Source organism: Rhodococcus sp. 4CII (assembly GCF_014256275.1).
GTDB classification, from domain to species: domain Bacteria; phylum Actinomycetota; class Actinomycetes; order Mycobacteriales; family Mycobacteriaceae; genus Rhodococcus_F; species Rhodococcus_F wratislaviensis_A.
In genome coordinates this window covers 1,436,589-1,462,477 of sequence record NZ_JACCFE010000002.1, presented here as the reverse complement: position 1 = coordinate 1,462,477, position 25,889 = coordinate 1,436,589, and the positions used below count along the sequence as shown (strand labels likewise).

Below are 25,889 nucleotides of genomic sequence, written 5' to 3'. Positions count from 1 at the left end.
GATCGTTCGGGCGCGTTCACGGCGGGGAAGTTACGGGGTCGCCTGGTCTGCCTGCACGACCAGGTCGGCGACGGCCGCGGGCTGGGACACCAGGACGGCGTGCGACGCGGGCACTTCGGTGATGTGCGCGCCCGCCCGGGTGGCCATGAACCGCTCCGAGGCCGCCGGGATCACGCGATCATTCTGGGCGACCATCGCCCAACTGGGGGTCGACGCCCACGACGGATCGCCCGACGGCTCGAGGTTCGCCACGAGCGCCGCCGATTTCTGGTGCGCGATCATGCCGGCGACGGTGGCGTCCGAAACGTCCTGGGCGAACACGTCGTGGAAGCGGCCCGGGTCGATGTAGCCGTCGAGGTTTCTGCCCGCGATTCCGGTGGGATCGTTCTCGACGACCTTCACCTGCAGCACCGGCGGAAGCAATTGGCTGCCGGGGAACCGGATCGGATCGAGGTTCAGCATGACCGGCTCGCCCCGCGCCGGGGCGAACGCCGCCACGTAGACGAGCGCCTCGACGTTCGGGGAATGCACGTTGGTGATGACGGCGCCGCCGTACGAGTGGCCGACGAGCACCACCGGCCCGGGGATGTCCGCGAGCACCTTCTCGATGGCGGCGGAGTCGTACGCCGGACCGCGCAACGGGTTGTCCGGGACCACGACTTCGTACCCTCGTCCGCGGAGGTCCGCCGCCACCGCATCCCAACTGGTCGTGTCGGCGAACGCACCGTGCACCAGCACCACCGTCGGCCGATCCTGGGCGAGAGCCGGTCCGGCCCCCACGGTCACGGTGCCTGCGACGGCGATCGCGCACGCGGCCAGGGTGGTTCGAAGTCGAAGAAGTCGCATCGCTCGTCTCCCGAGTCAGGACGGAACCCAGCGGTCAGGGGTGAAGGGGCCTGCGCGCCAGGAACAATCGTGCGTCGACGGGCAGTGTCATGGATCGAGAGGCACTGTCGTACGACGAGCGACGCCGTGGCCTGGCCCTTCGGGGCTGAGATTACTCGCCCGCAGCGCGGTCGGCACCATTTCGGCTAGCGTGATCGGAGGGAGACGTTCCACTCGTGTGCTCGCTCCGCCGTCGTCAGGAGGAATCCGTGGATCTCGCGCTGCACGGCACCGTCGCCGTGGTCACCGGAGCCAGCAAGGGTATCGGGCTCGCCATCACCCGCGCGCTCGCCGCGGAAGGCGCCTTCGTGGTGGCGGGCGCACGTTCGCCCAGCCCCGAACTGGACGAACTCGTCCGCGGCGGAACCGTGGAGGCGGTGAGCGTCGACCTGTCGACGCCCACCGGTCCGGGCGAACTCGTCGCCGCCGCCACCGCACGCGGCAGTCTCGGCGTCGTCGTCAACAACGTCGGAGCCGCCCACCCGAGACTCACCGGCTTCCTCGACGTGACCGACGAGGATTGGATCACGACGATGAATCTCAACCTGATGTCGGCGGTGCGGACGATCCGGGCCGCGCTGCCCCCGATGATCGCTGCGGGCCGGGGCAGCATCGTGACCACCAGTTCGGTCAACAGTTTCCTGCCCGATCCCACCGTCATCGACTACTGCGCGTCCAAGGCGGCGCTCACCAACTTCTCGAAGGCACTCTCGAAAGAGGTGGGACCGCTGGGCATTCGGGTCAACACCGTCAGTCCCGGACCGGTGTCGACCGCACTCTGGCTCGGGGACGACGGCGTGGCCGCGACGGTGGCGCGGGCCGCAGGCGGCGATCCGGCTGCCGTGGCGGAGGGTGTCGCGAAACAGGCCGTCACGGGCCGGTTCACCCGCCCCGACGAGGTGGCGGATCTCGTGACGTTCCTCGCGAGCGACCGGGCGGGCAATGTGACGGGGTCCGATTTCGTGATCGACGGGGGACTGGTCACCACTCTCTGACGCCCGCTAGTGGCTCGTGATTGAAGTGTCTTGACGGTTCGCTTTGGTTAGTACTTGGTCGGCGGTCTTGGTCCAGACGAACGGCGCACAGCGGGTGTTCCATCCGTTGATGAAGGCACGGATCTTGGTGGTCAGATCCCTAACGGAACCGAAGGTTCCGCGGTGAATGGCTTGACGTTCGATGATCCCGAACCACACCTCCACCAGGTTCATCCACGATGCCGAGGTGGGTGTGAAATGCACATGGATACGGGGATGTTCGGCCAACCACGTGCGGACTTCGGCCTTCTTGTGAGTGGCGTAGTTGTCCATGACCAGATGCAACTCCCGTTCCGGGTAGGCGCGGGCGAGGTGTTTGAGGAAGACGAGGAACTCCTGATGACGGTGCCGCGGTTTGCACAGGCCGGTGACCTTTCCGGTGGCGATGTCGAGGGCGGCGAACAAGGTCGAGGTGCCGTGCCGGACATAGTCGTGGGTGCGCTTCTCGACCGAGCCGACGCGCATCGGAAGCATCGGCGCGGTCCGGTCCAGGGCCTGGATCTGCGACTTTTCGTCCACACAGAGCACGATCGCGTTGTCCGGTGGGTCCAAGTACAGCCCGACGATGTCGGTGACCTTGGCGACCAACTCTGGGTCCGTCGAGAATTTGAACGTCTCACTGCGCCAAGGCTTGACGCCGTATTCGCGCCACGCCGACGCGACCGTGGTGTTACTGATTTTCAACCGGTCGGCGAGCAACCGGCTGCTCCAATGTGTCACGCCGAGATTCTTTGGCGGCGGAGCCAGCGTCGCCGTCACGATGGCGGCGTGGTCGATCTCTCGGGGACGCCCGGAACGCTGTTCGTCCTCGAGGCCCGCGATTCCGAATCGCTCGTAACGCGAGCGCCACAAGATCACCGTCGGTCGCGATACCCCCACTGTCCGCGCGATCCGTGCGTTCGACTCTCCGTCGGCGGCCAGCACCATCATCCGCGCCCGCTGCGCCAAATCCGCGCGCACTGACTTCGACCGTGCCAACGCGGTCAACTCGTCCCGATCTCCGTCACGCAACATCAAAGGAGCAGCTCGCATGCCTTATTGTCGCAAACAAGACCGTCAAATTACTTACCCCACGCCGCACTAGCGGCGGCCCAGAAGCTTCCGCATACCCTCGGCCGCCCCGCGCAGGAGAGCGTCGCGAGGGAAACCGCTGCGCTTCCGGGCCGCGTCGTAGTTGCCGCCCGCCACCCACACCGGGCCGTCGGCGAGGTGCGCGAGCCCCTCCCGGGCAACGTCTTCGGGCTCGGCGACATTCATCCCGGGAAGATCGAAGTTCAGGCCCGCCCGGACCATCGCCGGCGTGCGGGTGACGCCGAGGACCAGTTCGACCACGTGCACGCCGAACGGTGCGAGTTCGAGCCAGAGGCTCTCCGCGAAGATCCGGCCGAACGCCTTGGACGCGGCGTAGATGCTCTGGTCCTCCGAACCCAGATACCCGGCCAGCGAGCCGACCAGCACGATGCCGCCCCGGCCGCGGTCCTTCATCCTCGCGCCGAAGTGCTGCGAAACGTGCAGCTGAGCGGTGATGTTCAGGTCGATGACACGCTGGAAGCCGGCGAGGTCGCCGCTGACGAACTCGTGCCCGTAACTGTTGGCACCGGCGTTGAAGATCAGCAGGCCCACCTCGACGTCGTCGGTCGCGGCGCGGATCCGGTCGAGTGCGTCCGGGTCGAGGAGATCGAGGGCGAGGGTGCGGACCTCGATCCCGTGGGCGCGGACCTTCTCCGCGGTCTCCTCGAGCGGTCCGGGCTTGCGCGCGACGAGGACGAGATTGATCCCGGCCCTGCCCAGTTCCTCGGCGAAACTCGCGCCGACGCCCTCGGAGCCGCCGGCGATGACGGCCCACGGGCCGTAGTGATCGATGTCGATCATGGTGTGTCTTCCTTCGAAATCGTTCAGGGGACGACGACCGGAGTCGGCACCGGGTCGTGGTCGCGCACCGGGACGGCACCTGCTTCCGCGGCCCGGGTGATCGTCGCGGTCAGCGCCGCGCACCCCTTGCGGGGAGCGCCGGGGCGCCCCGGCCCGGCGCTGTCGATCTCGCGGCACCGGGCGCGGGCCGTGTCGTCCCACTGGACGGACGTGTGCTCCCAGCTGTTCTTCTGGACCAGGACCCGCGCGCCGCACTCAGTGCACTGCAGCGGCCGCATCGGCTTCGCGCACCTTTCGCGCGAGATTCTCGTCCACTTCCCTCTTCCACGACTCCACGGGCCGGGTGGTGTCGAGTTCGAACTCGAAACGCTCGGTCATCTGCGTCGTCACCGCGGCGACGTCGACGTAGAACTGCTCGTACCACCGCCGCAGCTGGTAGACGGGGCCGTCCTCCTCGCACAGCAGCGGATTCTCGATGCGGGTCTTGTTCTTCCAGATCTCGATGTCCTGTTCGAAACCCTTCGCGATGAACGTGCCGAAGCCCTTCGCCATCTCGGCGGCCGCGTCGCCGTCCAGTTTCGTCGACTTCTTGACGATGATGCCGTACTGCAGCACGAACTTGTCGGCGCTGACGGGGTAGTGGCAGTTGATCAGCACGGAGTCGACGTCGTGGGTCTCGTACTCGTACGTCAGGTCGTCGACCATGAACGACGGCCCGAAATAGGTGGCATCCGAGCGGCTTCCGACCATCCTGGGCTGACCCGACGCGTGCGGGCGCATGTCCTCGCGGGCCTGGCCGCGCATGAACTGGCTGGCCACGTGGCCCTCGAAGACGTTCTTGAAATAGGTGGGGAACGAGAAGTGCACGTAAAAGAAGTGCGCCATGTCGACGATGTTGTCGACCACCTCGCGGCAGTTGGTGTCGACCGTGGTCCGGTACCACACCCAGTCGGTCCACTCGTCGTCGAGTGCCCCGTCGATCCGGGGAATCGTGACGTCCGCGGGCGGCGGGTTGCCTTCCGGGTCGTTCCAGACGAACAGCATTCCGTCCTGGTCGAGCGCGTGCCACGAGCGGGTCCGGGCGAGCGGCGGAACCCGCCGCGCGTACGGAATCTTCTTGCAGCGGCCGTTGCTTCCCCAGCGCCAGTCGTGGAACGGGCACGCCACCTCGTCGCCCTTGACCGTGCCCTGGCTGAGGTCGCCGCCCATGTGCCGGCAGTATCCGTCGAGGACGGCGAGTTCGCCGGCGCTGTCGGCGAAGACGACGAGTTTGGTGCCGAACGCTTGGACGGAGTGTGGCTTGCCGTCCTTGAAGTCCTGGGACAATCCGAGGCAGTGCCATCCACGGGCGAATCGGGTGGGCGCTGCGCCGGTGTCGATTTCGCGTACCTCGACTGTGTCGGACTGCTGGGTGGTCACGATGCGTCCCGTCCTCTCCTTGGCTTGTGCGATGTCCTGCACGCTAAGTCAGCGGAGACGGCCCACATCCTGTGGTCCCACTGGACGGGACCGTGCGGTGGTGCGCGTTTCCCGTTGAGCGAGACGCATATCCATGCACGGGAGCGATGGCCCTACCCTCCGACAGATGACGAACGAGGTCCTCCGATCGGTCCGTGGTCTGCTGCCGACGATCGCGGAGTGCGCGGACAAGGTCGACGAGTCCCGGCGGGTGTCCGAACAGGTGATCCGCGAACTCGGCGACGCCGGAGTGTTCAAGATGCTGCAGCCCCGGCGGTACGGCGGCGCGGAGAGCAATCCGGTGCACTTCTACGAGGTGGTGCGCGCCGTGTCCGGTGTGTGCGGGTCCACGGGGTGGCTGGCGTCCGTGCTCGGCGTGCACCCGTGGCACCTGGCCCTGTTCGACGACCGCGCACAGCACGACGTGTGGGGCCACGACGATTCGGTTCTCGTGTCGTCCGCCTATGCGCCCGTCGGGCGGCTCGTCCCGGTGGACGGCGGGTATCTGCTGACCGGGGATTGGCACTTCTCCTCCGGCTGCGAACATGCGTCGTGGGCGCTGCTCGGCGCGATGCTGGTCGGGGCCGAGGGCCGCCCGGTCGATTTCCTGACCGCGCTGGTGCCGCGCTCGGACTACCGCATCCACGACGTGTGGGACGTGGTGGGGATGCGTGGCACCGCCAGCAACGAGATCAGTGCCGAGGGCGTGTTCGTTCCCGAACACCGGATCAAGAGGAATTACGAGACGGCGCAACTGCGCGGACCCGGGCAGAAGGTGAATCGGGGGCCGCTGTACCGGTTGCCGTTCGCCACCCTGTTCACCACCGCCGTCGCGGCGCCCGGGGTCGGTGTCGTCGCGGGATGCTACGAACGCTATCTGACGTTCATGCGGGAACGGGTGCGGCTCAGCCTCGGCGGCGGCAGATTCGTCGACGACCAGTTCGCCCAGGTCGCGGTGGCCCGGGCGTCGTCGGAGATCGATGCCGCGATATTGCAGATGGATCGCAACGTGCGGGAATTGTGGGAACTGGCGGAGGCCGGTGCAGAGCTCCCCATGGGTCTGCGCCTGCGGGTGCGCCGCGACCAGGTGCGGGCCACCGAGCGTGCCCTCGACGCGATCGACCTGCTGTTCAAGACGGCAGGTGGGAGTTCGCTGTCGCGCGGCAATGCGATCGAACGGTCGTGGCGGGATGCCCACGCGGGCAGCGTGCACGTGGCGAACGAGCCCGAACGCGCCCTCGCCCTGTTCGGCAGGGGCGCGTTCGGACTCCCGGTGGAGGACAACCTCGTGTAGTCAGCTCTGCATGTGCTGAACTGCCCGGTAGGAGAACACCATTGCGGTGCCGAGCGGCACACCCGGGCCCGGATAGAAGCGGCCACTGAGGGAGGCGCTCGTGTTGCCGGCCGCATACAGTCCGTCGATGGCCGTGCCGTCGGCGCGCAGGACCCGGGCGTCGGCGTCGGTCCGGACACCGCCCTTGGTGCCGAGGTCGCTGAGGACGATGCGGGCCGCGTGGAACGGGCCCTGCGACACCGCGCTCAGCGCCGGATTCGGCGGCGCGTCCGCGCCCGCGCCCGGAGGGCAGAAGAAGTTGTCGTACGGATCCTCGCCCCGGTGGAACGCCTCGTCGACGCCGTGCTTGGCGAAATCGTTGAACTGTTCGACGGTGCGGCGCAACGCGTCCGCGGGGACGTCGATCTTCTCCGCGAGTTCCTCGATCGTGTCCGCCGTGACCCAGGTGCCCGCCGCGAGATGCTGCTCGGCGGAAATGTTCGGAATGGAGATGGCCGGCAACACGGGCCCGCCCTCCTTCGAGTCGAACACGAGATACGAACTGCTGCTGCCGTGCTCGATCATCGCGCGCCCGAACTGGTCGTACGGCAACGACTCGTTGAGGTACCGCTCGCCGGCCGTGTCGACCAGAATTCCGCCTCGCACCCCCACCATGAAAGCGCCCGAGCCGTCCGGAAGTTCGACCCCGGGGCACCACCACGCCTCGTCGAGGAGCGCGGTGTCCGCGCCGACCTCCACCGCAGCCTGCAGGAGGTCGCCGGTGTTCGCGCCGCGCGGGCCCATGCTCCATTCCGCCTTGCCCGGTGTGCCGTTCTCGGTGCGCAGGGCCGCGCTGCCCTCGATGCCGCCCGCCGCGAGGAGGACGCCGCGCGTGGCCCGGATCCGGATCGTCTCACCGGCCGCATCTGTCGCCACGGCGCCGACGACCCGGCCGTTCTCGACGATCAGCGAACGGGCCGCGGTCTCGGTGCGCAGTTCCGCGTGCCCGGTGCCGTAGAGGGCCATGAGGAGACGGCCGATCAGGGCGCGGCCCCCGTTCAGCGTTCCCTCGGGGTGCGGCTCGCCGGCACGGTCGACGTCGGCTTCGGGCCGGATGACCTCGCGGAGTTCCCCGATCTCGTCGCCCGGCAGGTCGAGCGGATTGATAGCGCGACCGTAGTCCATGCGACCGGGCGCCTTGTAGTAATCGGGGAACGCTCGCCACTCGAATTCGATGTGGGGATCGGATTCGAGAAGTGCGACGACCTCGGGTGCGGTCGACACGTACGCCTCTTGACGGTCGATCTCCCCGTCGCCCACCACCGCACGCAGGTAGGTGCGGGCCTTGTCCGTGGAGTCACCGATCCCGGCGCGTTCCTGCACCGCGGTGCCCGGCAGCCACACCGCGGCGCCGGAATACGCGGACGTCCCGCCGAACAGTGGGGTCTTCTCGAGAACGAGGGTGCGCAAACCCTGCGAAGCGGCCGTGTAAGCGCCGGTCAGGGCGCCGCCGCCCGAACCGACCACCAGCACGTCGCACTCGGTTGTCCAGTCCTGCATCGTCGTTTCCTCCGTTGATGGTCTATGGAGACTGGAGGCCCAGTCGTGGGGTATCACGCAAACGCATCCGGGCGATGCGCGGCACGGGCGGTCCCACTCACCGGACGTAATTCGATGCTTTCCCGATCCAATGCGAGAATCGACACCGGATCCGGGGCTGTGCGCGGAGTGAAGGGGGACCGAGGGTGCCGAGAATCGCCGAAGCGCGGGATGCTGCCGAACCGAGTTCGGAAGAACAGCGGGCCCGCCACGTCCGCATGCTCGAGGCCGCCGTCGAACTGGCCACGGAGAAGGAACTCGCGCGGGTCCAGATGCACGAGGTGGCCAAACGCGCGGGTGTCGCCATCGGGACGCTCTACCGGTATTTCCCGTCCAAGACGCACCTGTTCGTCGCGGTGATGGTCGATCAGATCGATCGGATGGGTGTCGGGTTCAGGAAGACCGCGCCCCCGGGGGAGTCGCCGCAGGATGCGGTGTACAACGTGCTGGTCCGGGCCACCCGGGGTCTGCTGCGTCGCCCCGCCTTGTCCACGGCGATGATTCAGTCCACGAGCACCGCCAACGTCGCGTCCGTGCCGGACGCCGGGAAGGTCGACCGGGCGTTCCGGCAGATCATGCTGGACGCCGCGGGGATCGAACACCCGACCGAGGAAGATCTGACGGCACTGCGCCTGCTGGTGCAGCTGTGGTTCGGCGTGATCCAGTCGTGCCTCAACGGCCGCGTCTCGATTCCCGACGCCGAGTCCGACATTCGCAAGGCCTGTGACCTCCTTCTGGTCAACCTGTCGCACCGCTGACCGCTCGTCCGCCGGACGGAGTTATGTCGGCGCATACGAAGTGAAATTCACTCTCTCATCCTGACCTGCGACGAAGCTTTCCTTCGCAGGCTAAAAGGTATTGATGTCTTCTCAGAAATAGAATAAATTCCAATAATGAGGCGCGGACGAGTCCGTGAGCCAGAAGAACCCGAGGAGCAGAACATGGGTAACGCCGTCATCGTCGACGCGGCACGGACGCCGATCGGCCGCCGGCGCGGGGCACTGTCCGGGCTGCACCCGGCCGAACTGCTCGGCGCCGTCCAACGAGGTGTCCTCGAGCGGGCGGGCGTCGCCCCGGAGGACATCGGGCAGATCGTCGGCGGATGTGTCACCCAGGCCGGTGAGCAGTCCAACAACGTGACCCGGCAGGCGTGGCTGCACGCCGGATTGCCGTACACGACGGCGGCCACGTCGCTCGACTGCGCCTGCGGGTCGTCCCAGCAGGCCGTCCACGTCGTGGCGGGTCTCATCGCGTCCGGCCAGATCTCCGCCGGCATCGGGTGCGGTGTCGAGGCGATGAGCCGGGTATTCCTCGGCCAGGCCGCCACACCTGAGACGGGCAATCCGTACCCCGACGACTGGTCGATCGACATGGGCGACCAGTTCACGTCCGCGCAGCGGATCGCCGACCTGCGCGGGTTCGAGCGTGGTGACGTCGATGCTCTCGGCCTCGAGTCGCAACGACGCGCCGCCCAGGCCTGGGCGGAAGGGCGGTTCGACCGCGAGATCGTCCCCGTCACCGCGCCCGTCGTGGACAAGGCCGGCGCACCGACCGGTGACGTCGCGGTGGTCACCCGGGACGGGGGACTGCGGGAGACGACGGCGGAGGGCCTGTCGGCCCTGAAACCTGTGATCGACGACCACATCCACACCGCGGGCAACTCCTCCCAGATCAGCGACGGCGCCGCCGCCGTCCTGCTCATGGACGAAGACCGTGCCCGCGCGCTCGGATTGCGACCGCGCGCGAGGATCGTCGCGTCCGGCATGGTCGGCTCCGATCCCTACTACCACCTCGACGGGCCGATCGAGTCGACGCGGATGGTCCTCGCGCGCGCCGGAATGTCGCTGGGCGACATCGATCTCGTCGAGATCAACGAGGCGTTCGCGTCCGTCGTGTTGTCGTGGGCGCAGGTACACGGCGCCGACATGTCGAAGGTGAACGTCAACGGCGGTGCCATCGCACTCGGCCACCCGGTGGGCTCCACGGGGGCCCGGCTGATCACCACCGCACTGCACGAATTGGAGCGGTCCGACACCTCCACAGCGCTGATCACGATGTGCGCGGGCGGTGCGCTGTCCACCGCAACCGTCATCGAACGCATCTGAACCCCCCGACCAATCGACGAGCACCGACGAGGCCGACATGACAATGGGATTGACCGAAGAAGAGCGCGATCTGCGCGACTCGGTGCGAGGCTGGGCCGCACGCACCGTGACACCCGCCGTCCTCCGCGAGGCCGTCGAGGCAAAGACAGAGCAGCGACCACAGTTCTGGGCGTCGCTGGCAGACCTGGGCGTACTCGGGCTGCACCTGCCGGAGGAGGTCGGCGGCGCGGGATGCGGGCTCGTGGAACTGGCGGTGGCCACCGAGGAACTCGGCCGGGTACTGCTGCCCGGTCCCTACCTACCGACCGTGTTGCTCGGCGCCGTCCTGCACGACGCGGGTCACACCCCTGCGCTCTCCGGCCTGGCCGACGGTTCGACACTCGGGGCGGTCGCCCTGCAGCCGGGCACACTGCGCCTCGTCCGGGACGGCGGCGTGGTGTCGTTGGACGGTGAATCCGGGTACGTCGTCGGCGGGCAGGTCGGCGACCTGTTCCTGCTCGCGGCGCGGGACGGCGACGAGACCGTGTTCGTGGCGCTGGCCCGCGACCGGCTCGACATCACCGACCTGCCCAGCCACGACCTGGTGCGCCGCAACGCAACAGCGGCGGTGAATGCGGTCGAGCTCGCCGAATCCGAAGTCCTGCAGATCGATTCGCAGCGTGTTCTCGACCTGGCCGCCACCCTGTTCGCCGCCGAGGCGTCGGGGGTCGCCGACTGGGCCGTGACCACCGCCGCCGACTACGCCAAGGTGCGTCAGCAGTTCGGTCGCCCCATCGGCCAGTTCCAGGGTGTGAAACACACGGTGGCCCGGATGCTGTGCCGCGCCGAGCAGGCCAGGGTGTGCGCCTGGGACGCGGCCCGCGCGACGACGCCCGGCACGGGCGCAGCCGAGGCGTCGCTCGCGGCCGCGGTCGCGGGCGCCACCGCCCTCGACGCGGCGTTCACCGTCACCAGGGACTGCATCCAGGTACTCGGCGGCATCGGCTACACGTGGGAACACGACGCCCACCTGTACCTCCGCCGGGCGCAGTCGCTGCGGATCCTGCTCGGGTCCACCGCGTCGTGGCGGCGGCGCGTGGCGCGAGCGACCATCGGTGGCACCCGCCGGCTGCTCGGCGTCGACCTGCCCCCGGAAGCGGAAGGTATCCGCACCGACGTGCGCACGGACCTGGTGCCCGCCGCCGCCCTGAGCGAACGCGAGCGGGTGACGTATCTGGCCGGGAAGGGCTACACCGCACCGCACCTGCCCGCGCCATGGGGTAGGGGAGCGGGCGCCGTGGAACAACTCGTGATCGCGGAGGAACTACGCGCGGCCACGCTGAGACCCCACGACATGATCATCGGGAATTGGGTGGTACCCACCCTGATCGCGTACGGCAGCGAAGACCAGGTGCAGCGTTTCGTGCCCCCGTCGCTGCGCGGCGACATCGTGTGGTGCCAGCTGTTCTCCGAACCCGGGGCCGGATCGGACCTCGCGGGCCTGACCACCCGGGCCACGAAGGTGGACGGCGGCTGGGTGCTGCAGGGGCAGAAGGTGTGGACGTCGATGGCCCGGGACGCGGATTGGGGCATCTGCCTCGCCCGCACCGACGCGTCGGTGCCCAAACACAAGGGACTGTCGTATTTCCTGATCGACATGAAAGGTAGCAACGGCCTCGACATCCGGCCGCTGCGGGAGATCACCGGCGAGGCACTGTTCAACGAGGTGTTCTTCGACGACGTGTTCGTCCCTGACGACCTCCTGGTGGGCGAACCGGGTGACGGCTGGAAGCTGGCCCGCACCACCCTCGCCAACGAACGGGTGTCGCTGTCGCAAGACTCCTCGCTCGGTTCCGGCGGTGAGGCTCTGCTGACCCTGGCCGAGGAGCTGCCCGGCGGCATCGACGACGAGCAGCTGACCGTGCTCGGCAAGGTCCTCTGCGACGCACAGTCCGGTGGGCTGCTCGCACTCCGCACCACCCTGCGCTCGATCGCGGGCGGGCAACCGGGCGCCGAGTCGTCCATCGCGAAACTGCTCGGTGTCGAACACATCCAGCAGGTGTGGGAGGTGGCGATGGACTGGGCGGGACCGCGGGCCCTGCTCGGCGATCAGCCCCGCACGTCGGACACGCAGATGTTCCTGAACGCGCAGTGCATGTCGATCGCGGGCGGCACCACCAACGTCCAGCTCAACATCATCGGCGAACGCCTGCTGGGTCTGCCCCGCGACCCCGAGCCCGGAAAGTGAAGTGAGGACCGACATGGCGATCGACAGGGACGTGGCCCTGATCAGCGACCCGACGGTGCGGGAGGTGTCGTGGACCGAACGCGACGTGATCCTGTACCACCTCGGACTCGGCGCCGGCGAGAATGCGCTGGACCCCGCCGAACTGCGCTGGGTGTACGAGAAGAACTTGCAGGTTCTGCCCACCTTCGCGGTGGTGGCGGGGCAGGGAATCTCGGCAGGCGCGATACCCCCGGTCGGCATGACGCTGCCCGGCATCGACATCGACCTGCGCAAGATCCTGCACGGCGGGCAGTCGCTCACCGTGCATGCGCCGATTCCGGCGTCGGGCACGGCCCGGCTGTCCTCGCGGGTGGCCGACGTGTGGGACAAGGGCAGGGCCGCCGTCGTCGTGCTCGAACAGACGGCCACCGACTCGGACGGGAACCCGTTGTGGACCGCGGGGATGCAGATCTGGGCCCGCGATGAGGGCGGGTTCGGCGGCTCCCCGGGGCCCGAGTCGGTGGCCACGGTGCCGGACCGGGAACCGGACAAGGTGCTCGTGTCGCGCACGGGGCCGGCGCAGGCGCTGCTCTACCGGCTCAGCGGCGACCTCAACCCGCTGCACGCGGACCCCGATTTCGCGGCCGCGGCCGGGTTCGACCGGCCGATCCTGCACGGGCTCGCGTCGTACGGTGTGGTGTGCAAGTCCGTCGTCGACGGGGTGCTGGACGGCGATCCCACCCGCCTGCGCCACTACGCGGTGCGGTTCGCCGGATCGGTGTACCCGGGTGAGACGGTGGAGACCGCGATCTGGCGCGACGGCGACCGACTCATGTTGCGTGCCATCTGCCCCGACCGCGACGGCCAGTCGGTACTGACCCACGCGACGATGGAGGTGAGCGAGTGAGCGTCGGCACGCATCCCACCTGCGCGACCAGCCCGTCGGGGACGGTGCTGACGTCGCCGCCCGATGGTTCCGCCGTCGACCGGGCGACCGGGGCCGCCCGCCGCGTGGTCGATGCGCTGCTGCGGACCGACCGCGGCAACGCCAACCTCGACCGCGTCGCCGAAGAGCTGAACAGCATCGCCGGGCACCTCGAGGAGCACGCCCCCGCGGTCGCCGAACGGCTGATCGACATGTGGAACGGCGAGGGCGTCACCCGGCACGATCCCGTGACCGGACCCGAGAACGCGATCGCGCCGCCGCTGGTCCTCGAGGGACTGTCCGACGGATCGGTCCGGGGCACCGTCACGCTGACCATCCCGTACCAGGGCCCACCCGGACACGTGCACGGCGGTGTGTCCGCACTGCTGCTCGACCACGTCCTCGGCGTCGCCAACGCCTGGGCCGGAAAGGCGGGTATGACAGCGCAATTGAGCACCCGCTACCACCGTCCGACTCCGCTGTTCGAACCCCTCACCCTCAGCGGGAAGCTGATGTCGGTGGACGGCCGCAAGATCACCACCGCCGGCGAGATCCGCACCGCGGACGGGCAGGTGTGCGTCTCCGTCGAGGGACTGTTCGTCGACAAGACGGTGCCCCGCCCGCGTTGATCGGATACCTCTCGCTCGCCGAATGTCACCGTGGTGCAGTTCAACTGCACCACGGTGACATTCGGCGTCAGGGTCTGATGGTCAGACGGTGATGTCGCGGCGGATCATCTTGCCGGTCGCATTGCGGGGCAACAGGTCCGTGGTGATCCGCCACCGCGTCGGGACCTTGAAGTACGACAGTCGCTCGGACGCGTACGCACGCAGTTCCGCCTCCGTGGTCGCGGCACCCGGTCGCAGGACCACGACAGCCGACACCTCCTGCCCCAGATCCTGGTGCGGTGCCCCGATCACCGCGCATTCGAGCACGTCGGGGTGTTCGTCGAGGCACTGCTCGATCTCGGTGGGGTACACGTTCTCGCCGCCCCGCAGGATCAGATCCGAGCGCCGCCCGGTGAGCCGCAGGCGACCGTTCTCGACGAGTCCGTAGTCGCCGGTCCGGAGCCACCGGCCGGGGGCGATCGCGGCGGCGGTGGCGGCCTCGTCCTCCCAGTAGCCGAGCATCACGAACGGACTGCGGACACACACCTCACCCTCGACGCCGTCGGGCAGCCACTCCCCGTACGGGTCGCGGATCTCCATGCTCACCGTGATGATCGGCCGCCCCAGAGTGCCCGGGAACTGCTCGAGTTCGGGGGCGGTGGCGACGGCGATCGCGGTGCTGCACTCGGTGAGTCCGTAACTGTCCACGAGCGCGTTACGGGCGAACGGCACCTTCTCGCGCAGCCGTTCCTTGAACGCGACCGACGACGGTGCGGACGCCAGCGAGAACGACGTGAGCGACGACAGGTCGTACCGGTCGAGGTTGTCGTGTTCGACCAGGCGGGACGCCATGGTGGGCACCGCACCCCAGTTGGTGACGCGTTCCCGCTCGACGAGACGGAGCACGGCGTCGACGTCGAATCCGCCCTGGTGCATGACGACGGCGCCGCCGGTCGCCAGCCGCGGAATCACCAGATTGTGCAGGCTGGCAATGTGGAACAGGGGGGAGGTCAGGAGGTAGCGCTGCGGACTCGGCACCGCCGGATCGACGGGCCGTCCACTGAATTCGCCGACCACCGCGTCGCTGAACCGGTGGTAGTCGACGACGGCCAGGATGTTGCGCTGCGAGTGCAACGCGCCCTTGGGCCTGCCGCTCGTGCCGCTGGTGTAGAGGATGGCGGCCGGGTCGTCCTCGTCGACATCGGTGTGCGGCATCGGGGAACCGGCGTACCGCGCGAAGATCGCGGGCAGATCCTGTTCCATCGTGAGGACGGGGAGATCGGTGCCGACGGCGGCGAGCGTCTCGGCGCGTTTTGCGTCCGCGATCACCACGGTCGGACGGCTGTGGGCGAGCCCGTACTCGACCTCGCGCGGAACCCACCAGCCGTTCAATCCGACGCTGATGGCGCCGAGCACCTGCGTGGCCCAGAACGCGATCACCCACTCGGGGGTGTTCGCGGCCAGGATCGCGACGCGATCACCCTTGCCGACGCCGTGGTCCTCGCGCAGCGCCGTCGCCAAGGCCGCGACGGCGGCGGCGTGCTCGGTGTACGACAGCCGGCGGTCGGCGGTGACGAGGTAGTCGCGGTCGCCCCACCGGAGCGAGGTGGTGAGGAGTTCGCCGACCGAGCGTCCGCGGTGTTTCATCACCGGCATCCGGGTGCCGAGCACCGGCTCCTCGACGAGTTCGAACCGGCCACCGGGTCCGGTGAGACGGGACATCACCTGATCCAGGTGCAACTGTGGATCTGTGGGGGCTGTCATCGGGGCGACCTTTCGTCCTCGGGCACTCGTACCGACACAAGATGGCACGCCGTGACGGGCGCCCGGACGTGGTTACCACTCAGCGAGACTGCCGCGATCCGCGACGTCCCGGCGCCGTTACGTTCGACAGCGAATCGCAGCTGGAGGAACTCATATGACGATAGATCTCGACCCGCCCACAGTGAAGGTCGATCCGCTCGCCCCGGCCAGGCTCGGGCCGATCACTCTGCGCAATCGCGTGATCAAGGCCGCGACGTTCGAGGGCCTGACCCCGAAGGGTCTGGTCACCGACGAGCTCATCGACTTCCATCGGCAGCCCGCCGCCGGAGGCGTGGGCATGACGACCGTCGCGTACTGCGCGGTCGCTCCGGACGGACGGACGGCGCCCGGCCAGATCCAGTGGACCGACGAGACGATGCCGGGCCTGCGGAAGCTGACCGACGCCATCCACGCCGAGGGAGCGGCGGTGTCGGCGCAGATCGGCCACGCGGGACCGGTCGCGGCCTCGAAGTACATCGGGTACCCGGCGCTGGGGCCGTCCCGGGCGTTCCGGATGACCACGCAGAACTTTTCCACGCCGGCCACCGCGGCGGATATCACGAGGATCGTCGAGGCGCACGCGAACGCGGCTCGCCGCGCGGTGGAGGCGGGGTTCGATGCCGTGGAGATCCATTTCGGCCACAATTACCTGATCAGCTCGTTTCTCAGCCCGAAGGTCAACAAGCGCACGGACGAGTACGGCGGATCCCTGGCGAACCGGGCCCGGTTCGCGCTCGAGACCGCCCGCGCCGTCCGCGATGCGGTGGGCGACCGGATCGCGATCCTCGCGAAGCTGAGCATGGACGACGGTGTGCCCGGCGGGTTCTGGGTGGACGAGGCGATTCAGGTGGCGCGGTGGCTCGAACGGGACGGCTCGCTGGACGCGCTCGAGCTCACCGCGGGCAGTTCGCTCCTGAATCCGATGTATCTGTTCAAGGGCGACGCGCCGCTCCGTGAGTTCGCCGCCGTGATGCCGCAGCCGACGAAACTGGGAATCCGGCTGGTGGGTAAGCACTTCCTGAAGGAATACCCCTACCGCGACGCCTACCTTCTCGAGAACGCCCGCCAGATCCGGGCCGCCGTGACGATGCCGCTGGTCCTGCTCGGCGGTATCACCGGCAGGGCGACCATGGACCTGGCGATGGCGGAAGGCTTCCAGTTCGTGGCCGTCGCGCGGGCACTGCTGCGGGAACCCGACCTCGTCAACCGGATCGCGGACGAGACGCACAACCCCGGTCTGTGCATTCACTGCAACAAGTGCATGACGGCGATCTACGGTGGCACCCACTGCGTGCTCCGCGTGCCGTGAGCGCGGGCACCGTGTCGACAGGAGAGATGGCGTTGGAACGCACCACGATCGCCCGGATGCTGCTCGACCGGCTGGGCGACGACCGGATGGGAGTCCGTACCCGCGAACAGGATTGGACGTGGGACGAGGTGGTGCGCGCGAGTGCGGCCCGCGGGGCCGTCGCGTCCACGCTGCGGCGCGACGGTCCGTTCCACATCGGTGTGTTGCTCGAGAACACCCCCGAGTTCCTGTTCTGGCTCGGCGGCGCGGCACTCGCCGGAGCCACCGTCGTCGGCATCAACCCGACCCGCCGCGGGGCGGAACTCGAGGCCGAGATCCGGTACGTCGACTGCCAGCTGATCGTGACGGACAGTGCGGGGAAGGCGCAGCTCGCCGGTCTCGACCTCGGGCTGTCCGACGACCGGTTCCTGCTCGTCGACGATCCGGCGTACACCGAACTCGTCGCGGCCCACGCGGTCGCGGATCCGGTCGAGAATCCCGCGATCGACGCGTCGACGCTGTTCCTGCTGCTGTTCACGTCCGGCACCACCGGCACGTCGAAGGCGGTGCGGTGCAGCCAGGGCCGGCTCGCCCGGCTGGCCTACGCGAACACCGCCAAATACGGGCACGTGCGCGAGGACGTCGACTACTGCTGCATGCCGCTGTTCCACGGCAACGCGCTGATGGCCCTGTGGGCGCCCGCCCTCGCCAACGGCGCCACCGTCTGCCTGCCCCGCAAGTTCACCGCGTCGGGATTCCTGCCCGACGTCCGGTTCTTCGGCGCCACGTTCTTCACGTACGTCGGCAAGGCGCTGGCGTATCTGATGGCCACACCCGAGCAGCCCGACGACCGGGACAACACGCTCGTCCGCGGTTTCGGGACCGAGGCGTCCCCGGAGGACAAGACCGAATTCGTCCGGCGGTTCGGTGCCGAACTGTACGAGGGGTACGGCTCGAGCGAGGGCGCCGGTTCGGTGACGCTCGACCCGAACGCCCCCGAGGGGGCGCTCGGCAGGCCCGCGAGCGAGAACATCGTCATCGTGGACCCGGACACCCGGGAAGAGCAGGCCCGGGCGCGGCTCGACGAGCACGGGCGCGTACTCAACCCGGACGAGGCGATCGGCGAGATGGTCGACAAGGCCGGCGCGGCGCGGTTCGAGGGCTACTACAAGAACGAGGACGCGGTCGCGGACCGCATCCGGCACGGCTGGTACTGGACCGGCGACCTCGGGTACGTCGACGAGGCCGGCTTCCTCTACTTCGCCGGCCGCAAGGGCGACTGGATCCGCGTGGACGGGGAGAACACGTCGGCGTTGATGGTGGAGCGGATTCTGCGTCGCCATCCGAAGGTGATCGCCACCGGCGTGTACGGCGTCCCCGACCCGCGGTCGGGCGATCAGGTGATGGCGGCCGTGGAGGTGTCGGACCTGACCGATTTCGATCCGGTGGAATTCGCCGCGTTCCTCACCGACCAGGACGACCTGGGCACGAAGGCCGCCCCGCGGTTCGTCCGGGTGTCGACGAACCTGCCGGTGACCGGCTCGAACAAGGTGCTGAAACGAACGCTGCAGGAGCAGGGCTGGCGGTGCGGCGATCCGGTCTTCCGGTGGGCGGGACGCGGTGTTCCCGAGTATCACGAGATGACCGACAGTGAGAAGGCCGCGCTGGAGCAGGAGTTCCACACGCACGGCCGGCAACGATTCCTGCACGTGTGACGGTGAGGGTGAGATGAAACTGGGTGTGGTGATTCCCGTCGAACTGGGACGGGCGGGCGAGCCCGAGTGGATACTCGAATTCGCCCGGGCGGCCGAATCACTCGGATTCGACGAGATCTCGGCCGTCGAGCATTCGGTCGTCATCGCCGACACGACGAGCGACTATCCGTACTCGCCCACCGGGAAGTCGCACCTGCCCGACGACTGCAGCCTCCCGGACCCGCTGGAACTGCTGTCGTTCGTCGCCGGTGCCACGACGACCCTGGGTCTGGCGACGGGAGTGCTGGTCCTGCCCAATCACCACCCGGTGGTATTGGCGAAACGGCTCGCCACCCTGGACCTGCTGTCCGGGGGACGGCTGCGCATCTGCCTCGGTCTCGGCTGGATGCGGGAGGAGATCGAGGCGTGCGGCGGCGACTTCGATCGGCGCGGTGCCGTGGCCGACGAGGCGATCGCGGTGATGCGGGCCCTGTGGTCGGGCACGGGCGCCGTCGACTTTCCGGGCGAGTACTTCTCCTTCCGCGGAGCCCAGAGCTGGCCCAAACCGCACCGGGATTCGGGAGTGCCGCTGTACATCGGCGGACACAGCCCGGCGGCCGCGCGGCGGGCCGGGAGACTCGGGGACGGGTTCCAGCCGCTCGGTCTCGCCGGCGACGACCTGGACGGGGCGATCACCCGCATGCGGGCGGCGGCAGCGGACGCCGGACGCGACCCCGCCGACGTCGACCTCGTGCTGGGTGCCACCCTGCCGCGACTGGACGAGGCCAGGCTCGATCGGTTCCGGGAACTGGGCGCAGACCGGCTCGTGCTCTCGGCGTCCCGGCACGCGCAGTCCCTCGGCCAGGTCGTCGACGAGATGGCCGCCTGCGCGGCGCGATTGGGGCTCAATCCGGCACCGTGACCGGCACGTCCTCGCTGAAGTCGACGATCAGTTCGCGCCGGGAGAACTTCCAGCCGGCGTCGCCGAGCACGTAGCGGTCGTGGTAGCGCAGCGCGATCCGGTTGTCGCGGTAGCCGTTTCGGCCCGAATAGACGTGATGCGCCGTGCAGTACGTCTCGCCCGACGCCGTCGACCCGTCCACGTCGATCACCTGCTGGTGGACGACGTGCCGGGTGGACTGCAGATGCGAGACCGCGTCCACGACGGCGCCCGCGAGCACCGCGTTGCCGCGGAGTTCGCTCGCCGCACCGGTGCCCGTCAGCGCCGGGGGAAGGACGAACGTCGCGTCGGTGTCGAACAGTGCCGCGAGCGTTGCCGCCTCGCGCCGGTCGACGGCCCGCGCGTAGCGGGCGGTGAGTTCGGTGACAGCGAATCCGGTGGCCATCCGACCATTCCAGCGGACATGCGGCACCGGCGACAACCACCTCCCGCTCACCGAGACATCGGCGGTGAGGCGGGGGAGCGCTGGTTAGCGTCCACAACACAGGTGGCGACAGCCACGCACAGGCTCGAGGAGGACGCCGATGAATCTGAGGGAATCGCCCGCGCAGCGGGAACTCCGGCGGGAGTTGCGCGCCTACTTCGCGGCGCTGCTGCCGGAGGAGACGAGGCGCGTCGCCGGCGAGGAAGGTGTGGGCGGCGAGCACTTCCGCGACATCGTGCGGCTGCTGGGGAAGGACGGCTGGCTGGGCGTCGGCTGGCCGGTGGAGTACGGCGGGCAGGGGCGGTCGATCGAGGACCAGTTCGTGTTCTTCGACGAGGTGCAGCGGGCCGGGTTGCCGTTCCCGTTCGTCACCGTCAACACGGTCGGCCCGACGCTGATGAAGTACGGCACCGCGGAGCAGAAGGCGCGGTTCCTTCCCGGCATCCTCGCCGGAGACATCGTCTTCGCCATCGGCTACACCGAACCGGAGGCCGGTACCGACCTGGCGTCGCTGCAGACCCGGGCCGTCCGTGACGGCGGCTCGTGGGTGGTCGACGGCAGCAAGATCTTCACCAGCGGCGCCAACACCGCCGATTACGTGTGGCTCGCGTGCCGCACCGACGCGGACGCCCCGAAGCACAAGGGCATCTCGATCCTCATCGTTCCCACGGACGACCCCGGCTTCAGCTGGTCACCGATTTCCACGGTGGGAGGGCTGACGGTCACGTCGACGTACTACAGCGGGATCCGGGTCGGTGACGAGGAGGTCGTCGGGGAAGTGCACGGCGGGTGGCAGCTGATCACCGCGCAACTCAATCACGAACGGATCGGGCTCGCGGCGCTCGGCGGACGCACACTCGGGCTGTGGCATCAGGTCCTCGACTGGGCCCGGCAGAACGGCGCCCTCGACATCCCATGGGTGCAGACGGATTTCGCGCGCACCCACGCGAAGCTCGAGGCGATGCGTTTGCTGAACTGGAAGATGACCGCGGCGGTCGCGCGGGATGCGTTGTCGGGAGCCGACGCCGGCGCCACCAAGACGTACGGCACCGAAACCCACGTCGACGTCTATCGCACGCTGCTCGGGATCCTCGGCGCCGCCGGACGGCTGCGGCCCGGGTCGCCGGGCGCGATCCTCGCCGGCCAGATCGAACAGATCTCCCGGCAGAGCGTGGTCAACACGTTCGGCGGCGGAGTCAACGAGGTACTCCGCGACATGGTCGGCACCCTCGGCCTCGGACTCGTCCGCGAGACGAGGAGCAAATGAGCGACCTCCTCACCCGGCTGCGCGCCTTCGAGGGACGGACGATCGTCCCGGCCACCTGGGGCCCCGACCCCGTGAACACTCCCATGATCCGGCACTGGGCCGAAGCGATGGGCGACACCAGCCCCGTGTACCTCGACGACGACGCCGCGCGCGCCACCGGCCGCGACGGCGCCGTGGCGCCCGCCCCGATGCTGCAGGTGTGGACGATGCGCACGTTCGCCGACAAGATGTCGGGCGCCGACCCCTCGGCCGTGTGGACGGCGCTGATCGGCACGCTCGACGAGGCGGGTTTCACGTCCGTCGTCGCCACCGATTCCGAACAGGAATTCTTCACCGAACTCCGTCCCGGCGACCGGGTGTGCATGACCGAGGTGGTCGAGTCCGTGTCGGCGGAGAAGCAGACCGGGCTCGGCGCCGGACATTTCGTCACCACGCTCAAGACGTACCGCAACGGCGACGGTGAGATCGTCGGCACCCAGCGGTGGCGGACACTCCGCTTCCGGCCCGCCCAGCACGAGGCCCCGTGCGCCCTGCGCCCGCGGCCCGCCCTCAACGACGACAACGCCTTCTGGTTCGCCGCCGCGCGCGAGCACCGCCTCGTCATCCAGCGGTGCACGAACTGCGGTGTGCTGCGGCATCCGACCGGGCCGATGTGCGGGGAGTGCCGCTCCACCGACTGGGACACCGTCGACGCGTCGGGGCGCGGCACCGTCTACACGTTCGTCGTCAATCACCACCCGAAGATCGACGCCTTCGACTACCCGCTGATCGTCGCGGTGATCGAACTCGCGGAGGGCACCCGGCTGATCGCCAACATGACCGGCGTCGAACCCGAGCACGTGCACATCGGGATGCCGGTGGAACTGGACTGGATCGACGCCGACCCGGAACTCACACTTCCGGCGTTCCGGCCCGCAGCACTGGAGGAGAACTGATGGACTTCACATTCAGCGAGGAGCAGGAGGCGGTGCGCGGACTGGCCGCCGACGTGTTCGCCGCCGGGTCGCGGCCCGAGCGGATCAAGGACGTCGAGACGAGCGCCGACCGGATCGACCGGGAACTGTGGCGCGAACTGGCCACCACCGGGCTGCTCGGCATCGCCCTGCCCGAGAACCTCGGGGGCGGCGGCACCGGACTCGGGGAACTGTACGTGCTGCTCGAGGAACAGGGCAAGCACGTCGCACCGGTTCCGGTGTGGCCGCACGTGCTCGCTGCGCTCGCGATCGGCGAATTCGGGACGCCGGAGCAACGGGACGCACTGGTCCCCGCGGCGGCCGCCGGCAGCCTGATCCTCACCGTCGGGCTCGAGGAGTTCGGACCGGCCGACCCGGGCGAACCGTCGACGACGGCACGTGAGGTGGACGGCGGTTGGCAGGTGCACGGCGCCAAGGCCGCGGTCCCGGCGGCGCACGTCGCCGAACACCTCCTCGTCACCGCGACCACCGACACCGGTCCGGCGCTGTTCCTGGTGGACCGCGGCGCGGCGGGAGTGACTGCGCAGCAGGCGGAGTCGACCACCCGCGAGATCTGCGGGAACGTCACGTTCGACGCCGCTCCTGCGGAGCCGCTCGGCCCGGCGGACGGCACCGGCGTGCGGTGGCTGCTCGACCGGGCGGAACTCGCCGTCGCCGCCCTGCAACTGGGCGTCGGCGAAGGCGCGGTGCGTCAGGCCGTCACCTACCTCAACGGACGCACCCAGTTCGGCCGCCCACTCGCGACGTTCCAGGCCGTGACGCATCAGCTCGCGGACTGCTACATCGACCTCGAGGCCATGCGCGTCACCCTGTGGCAGGCCGTCTGGCTCCTCGCGAACGGGGAGGATCCGGGAACCGCTGTGCTGGTGGCCAAGTGGTGGGCGACCGACGGCGGTCAGCGGGTGGTGCACCGCACGCAGCACGTGCACGGCGGAATCGGAGTCGACACCGACTACCCCGTGCACCGGCACCTGCTGTGGGGCAAGCAGCTCGCGGCCACCCTCGGCGGCGCGAGTGCCGATCTGGCCTGGCTGGGTGCGCAGCTCGCGGCCGGCGTCGAGGTGGTCGCATGACCGCGACCGTCGGCGCCACGATCTACGAGCTCGTCGCGATCGGCGATCGGCTGCCGGAGCTGCAGATTCCCCTGACCCGCACTCTGATCGTCGCCACCGCCCTCGCCACCCGCGACTTCCAGGACGTCCACCACGACCCGGCACTCGCGAAGGAGAGGGGATCGAAGGACGTGTTCATGAACATCCTCACCACCAACGGGCTGGTGGGGCGGTTCGTCACCGACTGGGCCGGTCCGCGCGCGTCGTTGCGCCGGATCGCGGTGCGGCTCGGTGCCCCCAACCACCCGGGTGACGTGATGACTTTGACCGGTGAGGTGATCGCGAAGGACGACGGCCTCGTGACCGTGCAGATCCGGGGCGCGAACAGCCTCGGCGATCACGTCACCGGCACCGTCGCCGTCACGTGGACCGCGGGAGGGAACCGGTGACCAGCACCCTGTCCGGCGCCGCCGCCATCGTCGGCATCGGAGCCACCGAATTCTCCAAGAACTCCGGGCGAAGCGAACTGCAACTGGCCTGCGAGGCGATCGTTGCCGCCCTCGCCGACGCCGGGATCGACCCGTCGGAGGTCGACGGCCTCGCCACGTACACCGCCGAGACGAACGGGGAGGTGCTCGTCGCCCGCAACACGGGCATCGGGGAGCTGAAGTTCTTCTCCCGCATCGGATACGGCGGCGGCGCCGCGTGCGCCACCGTCCAGCAGGCGGCCATGGCCGTCGCCACGGGTGTCGCGGAAGCCGTCGTCTGCTATCGCGCGTTCAACGAACGGTCCGGCGTGCGGTACGGACTCGGGCAGCACGACCGTCCGATGGACAGCACCGCCGATCGTGCCGCGTACGCCTGGCTGACCCCGCAGGGACTGTCGACGCCCGCCCAGTGGGTGGCGATGTTCGCCCGCCGGTACATGCACCGGTACGGCGCCACGAGCGAGGACTTCGGCCGGGTCGCGGTGGTCGCGCGCAAGCACGCCGCCGTCAACCCCGCCGCCTGGTTTCACGGACGGCCCATCACCCTCGACGACCACCAGCAGTCGAGGTGGATCGCGGAACCGCTGCACCTGCTGGACTGCTGCCAGGAAACCGACGGCGGGCAGGCCCTCGTCGTCGTCTCCGCCGAACGCGCCAAGGACCTCCGCACCACCCCTGCGATCGTCAAGGCCGCCGCGCAGGGCTCCGGCAAGGACCAGCACATGATGGCCAGCTACTACCGGCCCGAGATCACCGGAATACCCGAGATGGGTCTCGTGGGCAGGCAACTGTACGGGCAGAGTGGTCTCGCACCGGACGACATCTCGGCGGCGATCCTCTACGACCACTTCACCCCGCTCGTCCTCCCGCAACTCGAGGAACTCGGGTTCTGCGGCCCGGGCGAGGCGCAGGACTTCATCCGGGACGGCAACCTCGAGGTCGGCGGTCGGCTCCCGGCCAACACGCACGGCGGCCAGATCGGCGAGGCCTATCTGCACGGCGTGAACGGCATCGCGGAGGCGGTTCGCCTGATCCGCGGAACGTCGACGACACAACCGGACGGCATCGGCAACGTGCTGGTGACCGCGGGCACGGCAGTGCCCACCAGCGGCCTGATCCTGGGCAGAGAGGACTGATCATGACGACGACGGAACGCACGACGGCCGGAGCGTGGAGTGGCGCGGATCTCGGAACCCGCACCGTGAGTTACGACGAGCGCGACGCCATCCTGTACGCACTGTCGGTGGGTGCGCGCGCCACCGAATTGGACCTCGTCTTCGAGGAGCGTCTGCGGGTGCTGCCCACATTCGCTCTCACGCTCGCCCAGTGGGCGCCGGACGAATTGGGGTCGCGGGGCGCGTTCGACACGAAGACGGCGTTGCACGGATCGCAGGAACTGACGGTGCTGGCACCGCTGCCGCGGCGCGGCGAGATCGCGTTGTCGGCGTCGGTCGGGGACGTGTGGGACAAGGGCTCGGCGGCCGTGTTCGAGGTGCGCGTCGAATCCGAGTTCTTCGTCGCAACCTGGTCGCTGTTCGCACCCGGTGCGGGCGGTTTCGGCGGCGACCGAGGGCCTGCGAAACCGGCTCGGCCCGAGGGCGAACCGGTCGTGCAGACGGTGATGCGGACCGCGGAGAACCAGGCGGCGCTGTACCGGCTCACCGGGGACCGGCACCACATCCACATCGACCCGGCGGCGGCCGAGCGGATCGGGCAGCCCCGGCCGATCATGCACGGGCTGTGCACGCTCGCCGCGAGCACCCTCGAACTCGCGCGGGAGCTGGACGTCCACCCCGCCGACCTCGTCCGGCTGGAGGGGCGGTTCGCCGCACCGGTGTACCCGGGCGACGCGCCGTCCCTGCGGGCGTGGGGTGACGCGGGTGACGCGGCGTTCGAACTCGTCCAGGGGGACCGCGCACTGATCGCCGGCGCCCGCGCGTCGTTCGGCTGACCGCACGCACGGCTTCCGTCGC

General features: G+C 69.1%; 24 protein-coding genes. 16 read left to right on the top strand and 8 right to left on the bottom strand.

Going from position 1 to position 25,889, the window contains the following annotated elements; translation table 11 throughout:
- Nucleotides 1-30 precede the first annotated feature (30 nt).
- Nucleotides 31-846 carry an alpha/beta fold hydrolase gene (locus H0B43_RS07695; protein ID WP_185728473.1) on the bottom strand — a complete coding sequence of 272 codons (816 nt, stop codon included), beginning with the start codon at nt 844-846 and terminating at the stop codon, nt 31-33.
- Between the two features lie 248 nt (nt 847-1,094).
- Between H0B43_RS07695 and H0B43_RS07690 the strand changes: the two genes are divergently transcribed.
- Nucleotides 1,095-1,880: an SDR family oxidoreductase gene (locus H0B43_RS07690; RefSeq protein ID WP_185728475.1), complete on the top strand. Its 786-nt coding sequence runs from the start codon at nt 1,095-1,097 to the stop codon at nt 1,878-1,880.
- 6 nt (nt 1,881-1,886) lie between these two features.
- Here the strand turns inward: H0B43_RS07690 and H0B43_RS07685 are convergent, their stop codons facing one another.
- The 4 genes from H0B43_RS07685 to H0B43_RS07670 are packed head-to-tail and all read right to left on the bottom strand — an operon-like array spanning nt 1,887 to nt 5,210.
- Nucleotides 1,887-2,951, bottom strand: a complete 1,065-nt coding sequence (locus tag H0B43_RS07685; protein ID WP_185725958.1) for an IS630 family transposase — start codon at nt 2,949-2,951, stop codon at nt 1,887-1,889.
- A 48-nt stretch (nt 2,952-2,999) separates the two neighbouring features.
- Nucleotides 3,000-3,791, bottom strand: a complete 792-nt coding sequence (locus H0B43_RS07680; protein ID WP_185728477.1) for an SDR family oxidoreductase — start codon at nt 3,789-3,791, stop codon at nt 3,000-3,002.
- A gap of 23 nt (nt 3,792-3,814) precedes the next feature.
- Entirely contained in the window at nt 3,815-4,069 is a 255-nt protein-coding gene (locus tag H0B43_RS07675; RefSeq protein WP_185728479.1) for a hypothetical protein, read from the bottom strand.
- A complete protein-coding gene (locus tag H0B43_RS07670; protein ID WP_185728480.1) occupies nt 4,047-5,210 on the bottom strand; it encodes a Rieske 2Fe-2S domain-containing protein in 1,164 nt (387 codons plus the stop codon). The genes H0B43_RS07675 and H0B43_RS07670 overlap by 23 nt, the downstream gene beginning before the upstream one ends.
- Before the next feature lie 166 nt (nt 5,211-5,376).
- Here H0B43_RS07670 and hsaA point away from each other — a divergent pair, with 166 nt between their 5' ends.
- Nucleotides 5,377-6,543, top strand: coding sequence for a 3-hydroxy-9,10-secoandrosta-1,3,5(10)-triene-9,17-dione monooxygenase oxygenase subunit (gene hsaA / locus H0B43_RS07665; RefSeq protein ID WP_185728481.1), 1,167 nt, complete (start codon nt 5,377-5,379; stop codon nt 6,541-6,543).
- Here the strand turns inward: hsaA and H0B43_RS07660 are convergent, their stop codons facing one another.
- A complete protein-coding gene (locus H0B43_RS07660) occupies nt 6,544-8,082 on the bottom strand; it encodes an FAD-dependent oxidoreductase (protein ID WP_185728482.1) in 1,539 nt (512 codons plus the stop codon). It lies immediately after the preceding gene.
- Nucleotides 8,083-8,267: 185 nt separating this feature from the next.
- On the opposite strand from H0B43_RS07660, the gene H0B43_RS07655 reads away from it, so the two are divergent.
- The 5 genes from H0B43_RS07655 to H0B43_RS07635 all read left to right on the top strand — a co-directional run bounded on the left by H0B43_RS07655 (nt 8,268) and on the right by H0B43_RS07635 (nt 13,986).
- Nucleotides 8,268-8,879: a TetR family transcriptional regulator gene (locus H0B43_RS07655; RefSeq protein WP_185728483.1), complete on the top strand. Its 612-nt coding sequence runs from the start codon at nt 8,268-8,270 to the stop codon at nt 8,877-8,879.
- Nucleotides 8,880-9,062: 183 nt separating this feature from the next.
- Entirely contained in the window at nt 9,063-10,226 is a 1,164-nt protein-coding gene (locus H0B43_RS07650) for a steroid 3-ketoacyl-CoA thiolase (RefSeq protein ID WP_185728485.1), read from the top strand.
- Nucleotides 10,227-10,263: 37 nt separating this feature from the next.
- The gene (locus H0B43_RS07645) at nt 10,264-12,453 is read left to right on the top strand and encodes an acyl-CoA dehydrogenase (protein WP_185728487.1); all 2,190 of its coding nucleotides are present in this window, start codon (nt 10,264-10,266) and stop codon (nt 12,451-12,453) included.
- Between the two features lie 13 nt (nt 12,454-12,466).
- Nucleotides 12,467-13,339: a MaoC/PaaZ C-terminal domain-containing protein gene (locus H0B43_RS07640; RefSeq protein WP_185728489.1), complete on the top strand. Its 873-nt coding sequence runs from the start codon at nt 12,467-12,469 to the stop codon at nt 13,337-13,339.
- A complete protein-coding gene (locus H0B43_RS07635) occupies nt 13,336-13,986 on the top strand; it encodes a PaaI family thioesterase (protein ID WP_185728490.1) in 651 nt (216 codons plus the stop codon). Before H0B43_RS07640 ends, H0B43_RS07635 begins: the two co-directional genes overlap by 4 nt.
- 81 nt (nt 13,987-14,067) lie before the next feature.
- Here the strand turns inward: H0B43_RS07635 and H0B43_RS07630 are convergent, their stop codons facing one another.
- Nucleotides 14,068-15,729, bottom strand: a complete 1,662-nt coding sequence (locus tag H0B43_RS07630) for a class I adenylate-forming enzyme family protein (RefSeq protein ID WP_185728492.1) — start codon at nt 15,727-15,729, stop codon at nt 14,068-14,070.
- Between the two features lie 154 nt (nt 15,730-15,883).
- Between H0B43_RS07630 and H0B43_RS07625 the strand changes: the two genes are divergently transcribed.
- Genes H0B43_RS07625 through H0B43_RS07615 form a run of 3 tightly spaced genes read left to right on the top strand, consistent with a single transcriptional unit; the run spans nt 15,884 to nt 19,672 of the window.
- Nucleotides 15,884-17,077 (top strand): NADH:flavin oxidoreductase, encoded by a 1,194-nt coding sequence (locus H0B43_RS07625; RefSeq protein ID WP_185728494.1) that lies wholly within the window; start codon nt 15,884-15,886, stop codon nt 17,075-17,077.
- Nucleotides 17,078-17,103: 26 nt separating this feature from the next.
- On the top strand, nt 17,104-18,771 hold the full coding sequence (locus H0B43_RS07620; protein WP_185728496.1) for an AMP-binding protein: 1,668 nt from the start codon (nt 17,104-17,106) through the stop codon (nt 18,769-18,771).
- A 13-nt stretch (nt 18,772-18,784) separates the two neighbouring features.
- Entirely contained in the window at nt 18,785-19,672 is an 888-nt protein-coding gene (locus tag H0B43_RS07615; RefSeq protein WP_185728498.1) for an LLM class F420-dependent oxidoreductase, read from the top strand.
- Here H0B43_RS07615 and H0B43_RS07610 read toward each other — a convergent pair.
- The gene (locus H0B43_RS07610; protein WP_185728499.1) at nt 19,656-20,096 is read right to left on the bottom strand and encodes a nuclear transport factor 2 family protein; all 441 of its coding nucleotides are present in this window, start codon (nt 20,094-20,096) and stop codon (nt 19,656-19,658) included. The genes H0B43_RS07615 and H0B43_RS07610 overlap by 17 nt on opposite strands.
- 139 nt (nt 20,097-20,235) lie before the next feature.
- Between H0B43_RS07610 and H0B43_RS07605 the strand changes: the two genes are divergently transcribed.
- The 6 genes from H0B43_RS07605 to H0B43_RS07580 are packed head-to-tail and all read left to right on the top strand — an operon-like array spanning nt 20,236 to nt 25,867.
- Nucleotides 20,236-21,402, top strand: coding sequence for an acyl-CoA dehydrogenase family protein (locus H0B43_RS07605; protein WP_185728501.1), 1,167 nt, complete (start codon nt 20,236-20,238; stop codon nt 21,400-21,402).
- A complete protein-coding gene (locus tag H0B43_RS07600; RefSeq protein WP_185728503.1) occupies nt 21,399-22,337 on the top strand; it encodes a bifunctional MaoC family dehydratase N-terminal/OB-fold nucleic acid binding domain-containing protein in 939 nt (312 codons plus the stop codon). The genes H0B43_RS07605 and H0B43_RS07600 overlap by 4 nt, the downstream gene beginning before the upstream one ends.
- Complete coding sequence (locus H0B43_RS07595; RefSeq protein ID WP_185728505.1) at nt 22,337-23,449, top strand: acyl-CoA dehydrogenase family protein; 1,113 nt, start codon at nt 22,337-22,339, stop codon at nt 23,447-23,449. The genes H0B43_RS07600 and H0B43_RS07595 overlap by 1 nt, the downstream gene beginning before the upstream one ends.
- Nucleotides 23,446-23,877 (top strand): MaoC family dehydratase, encoded by a 432-nt coding sequence (locus H0B43_RS07590; protein WP_185728507.1) that lies wholly within the window; start codon nt 23,446-23,448, stop codon nt 23,875-23,877. Before H0B43_RS07595 ends, H0B43_RS07590 begins: the two co-directional genes overlap by 4 nt.
- Nucleotides 23,874-25,052 carry a lipid-transfer protein gene (locus H0B43_RS07585; protein WP_185728509.1) on the top strand — a complete coding sequence of 393 codons (1,179 nt, stop codon included), beginning with the start codon at nt 23,874-23,876 and terminating at the stop codon, nt 25,050-25,052. The genes H0B43_RS07590 and H0B43_RS07585 overlap by 4 nt, the downstream gene beginning before the upstream one ends.
- A gap of 2 nt (nt 25,053-25,054) precedes the next feature.
- Nucleotides 25,055-25,867, top strand: a complete 813-nt coding sequence (locus H0B43_RS07580; protein ID WP_185728511.1) for a MaoC/PaaZ C-terminal domain-containing protein — start codon at nt 25,055-25,057, stop codon at nt 25,865-25,867.
- Nucleotides 25,868-25,889 lie beyond the last annotated feature (22 nt).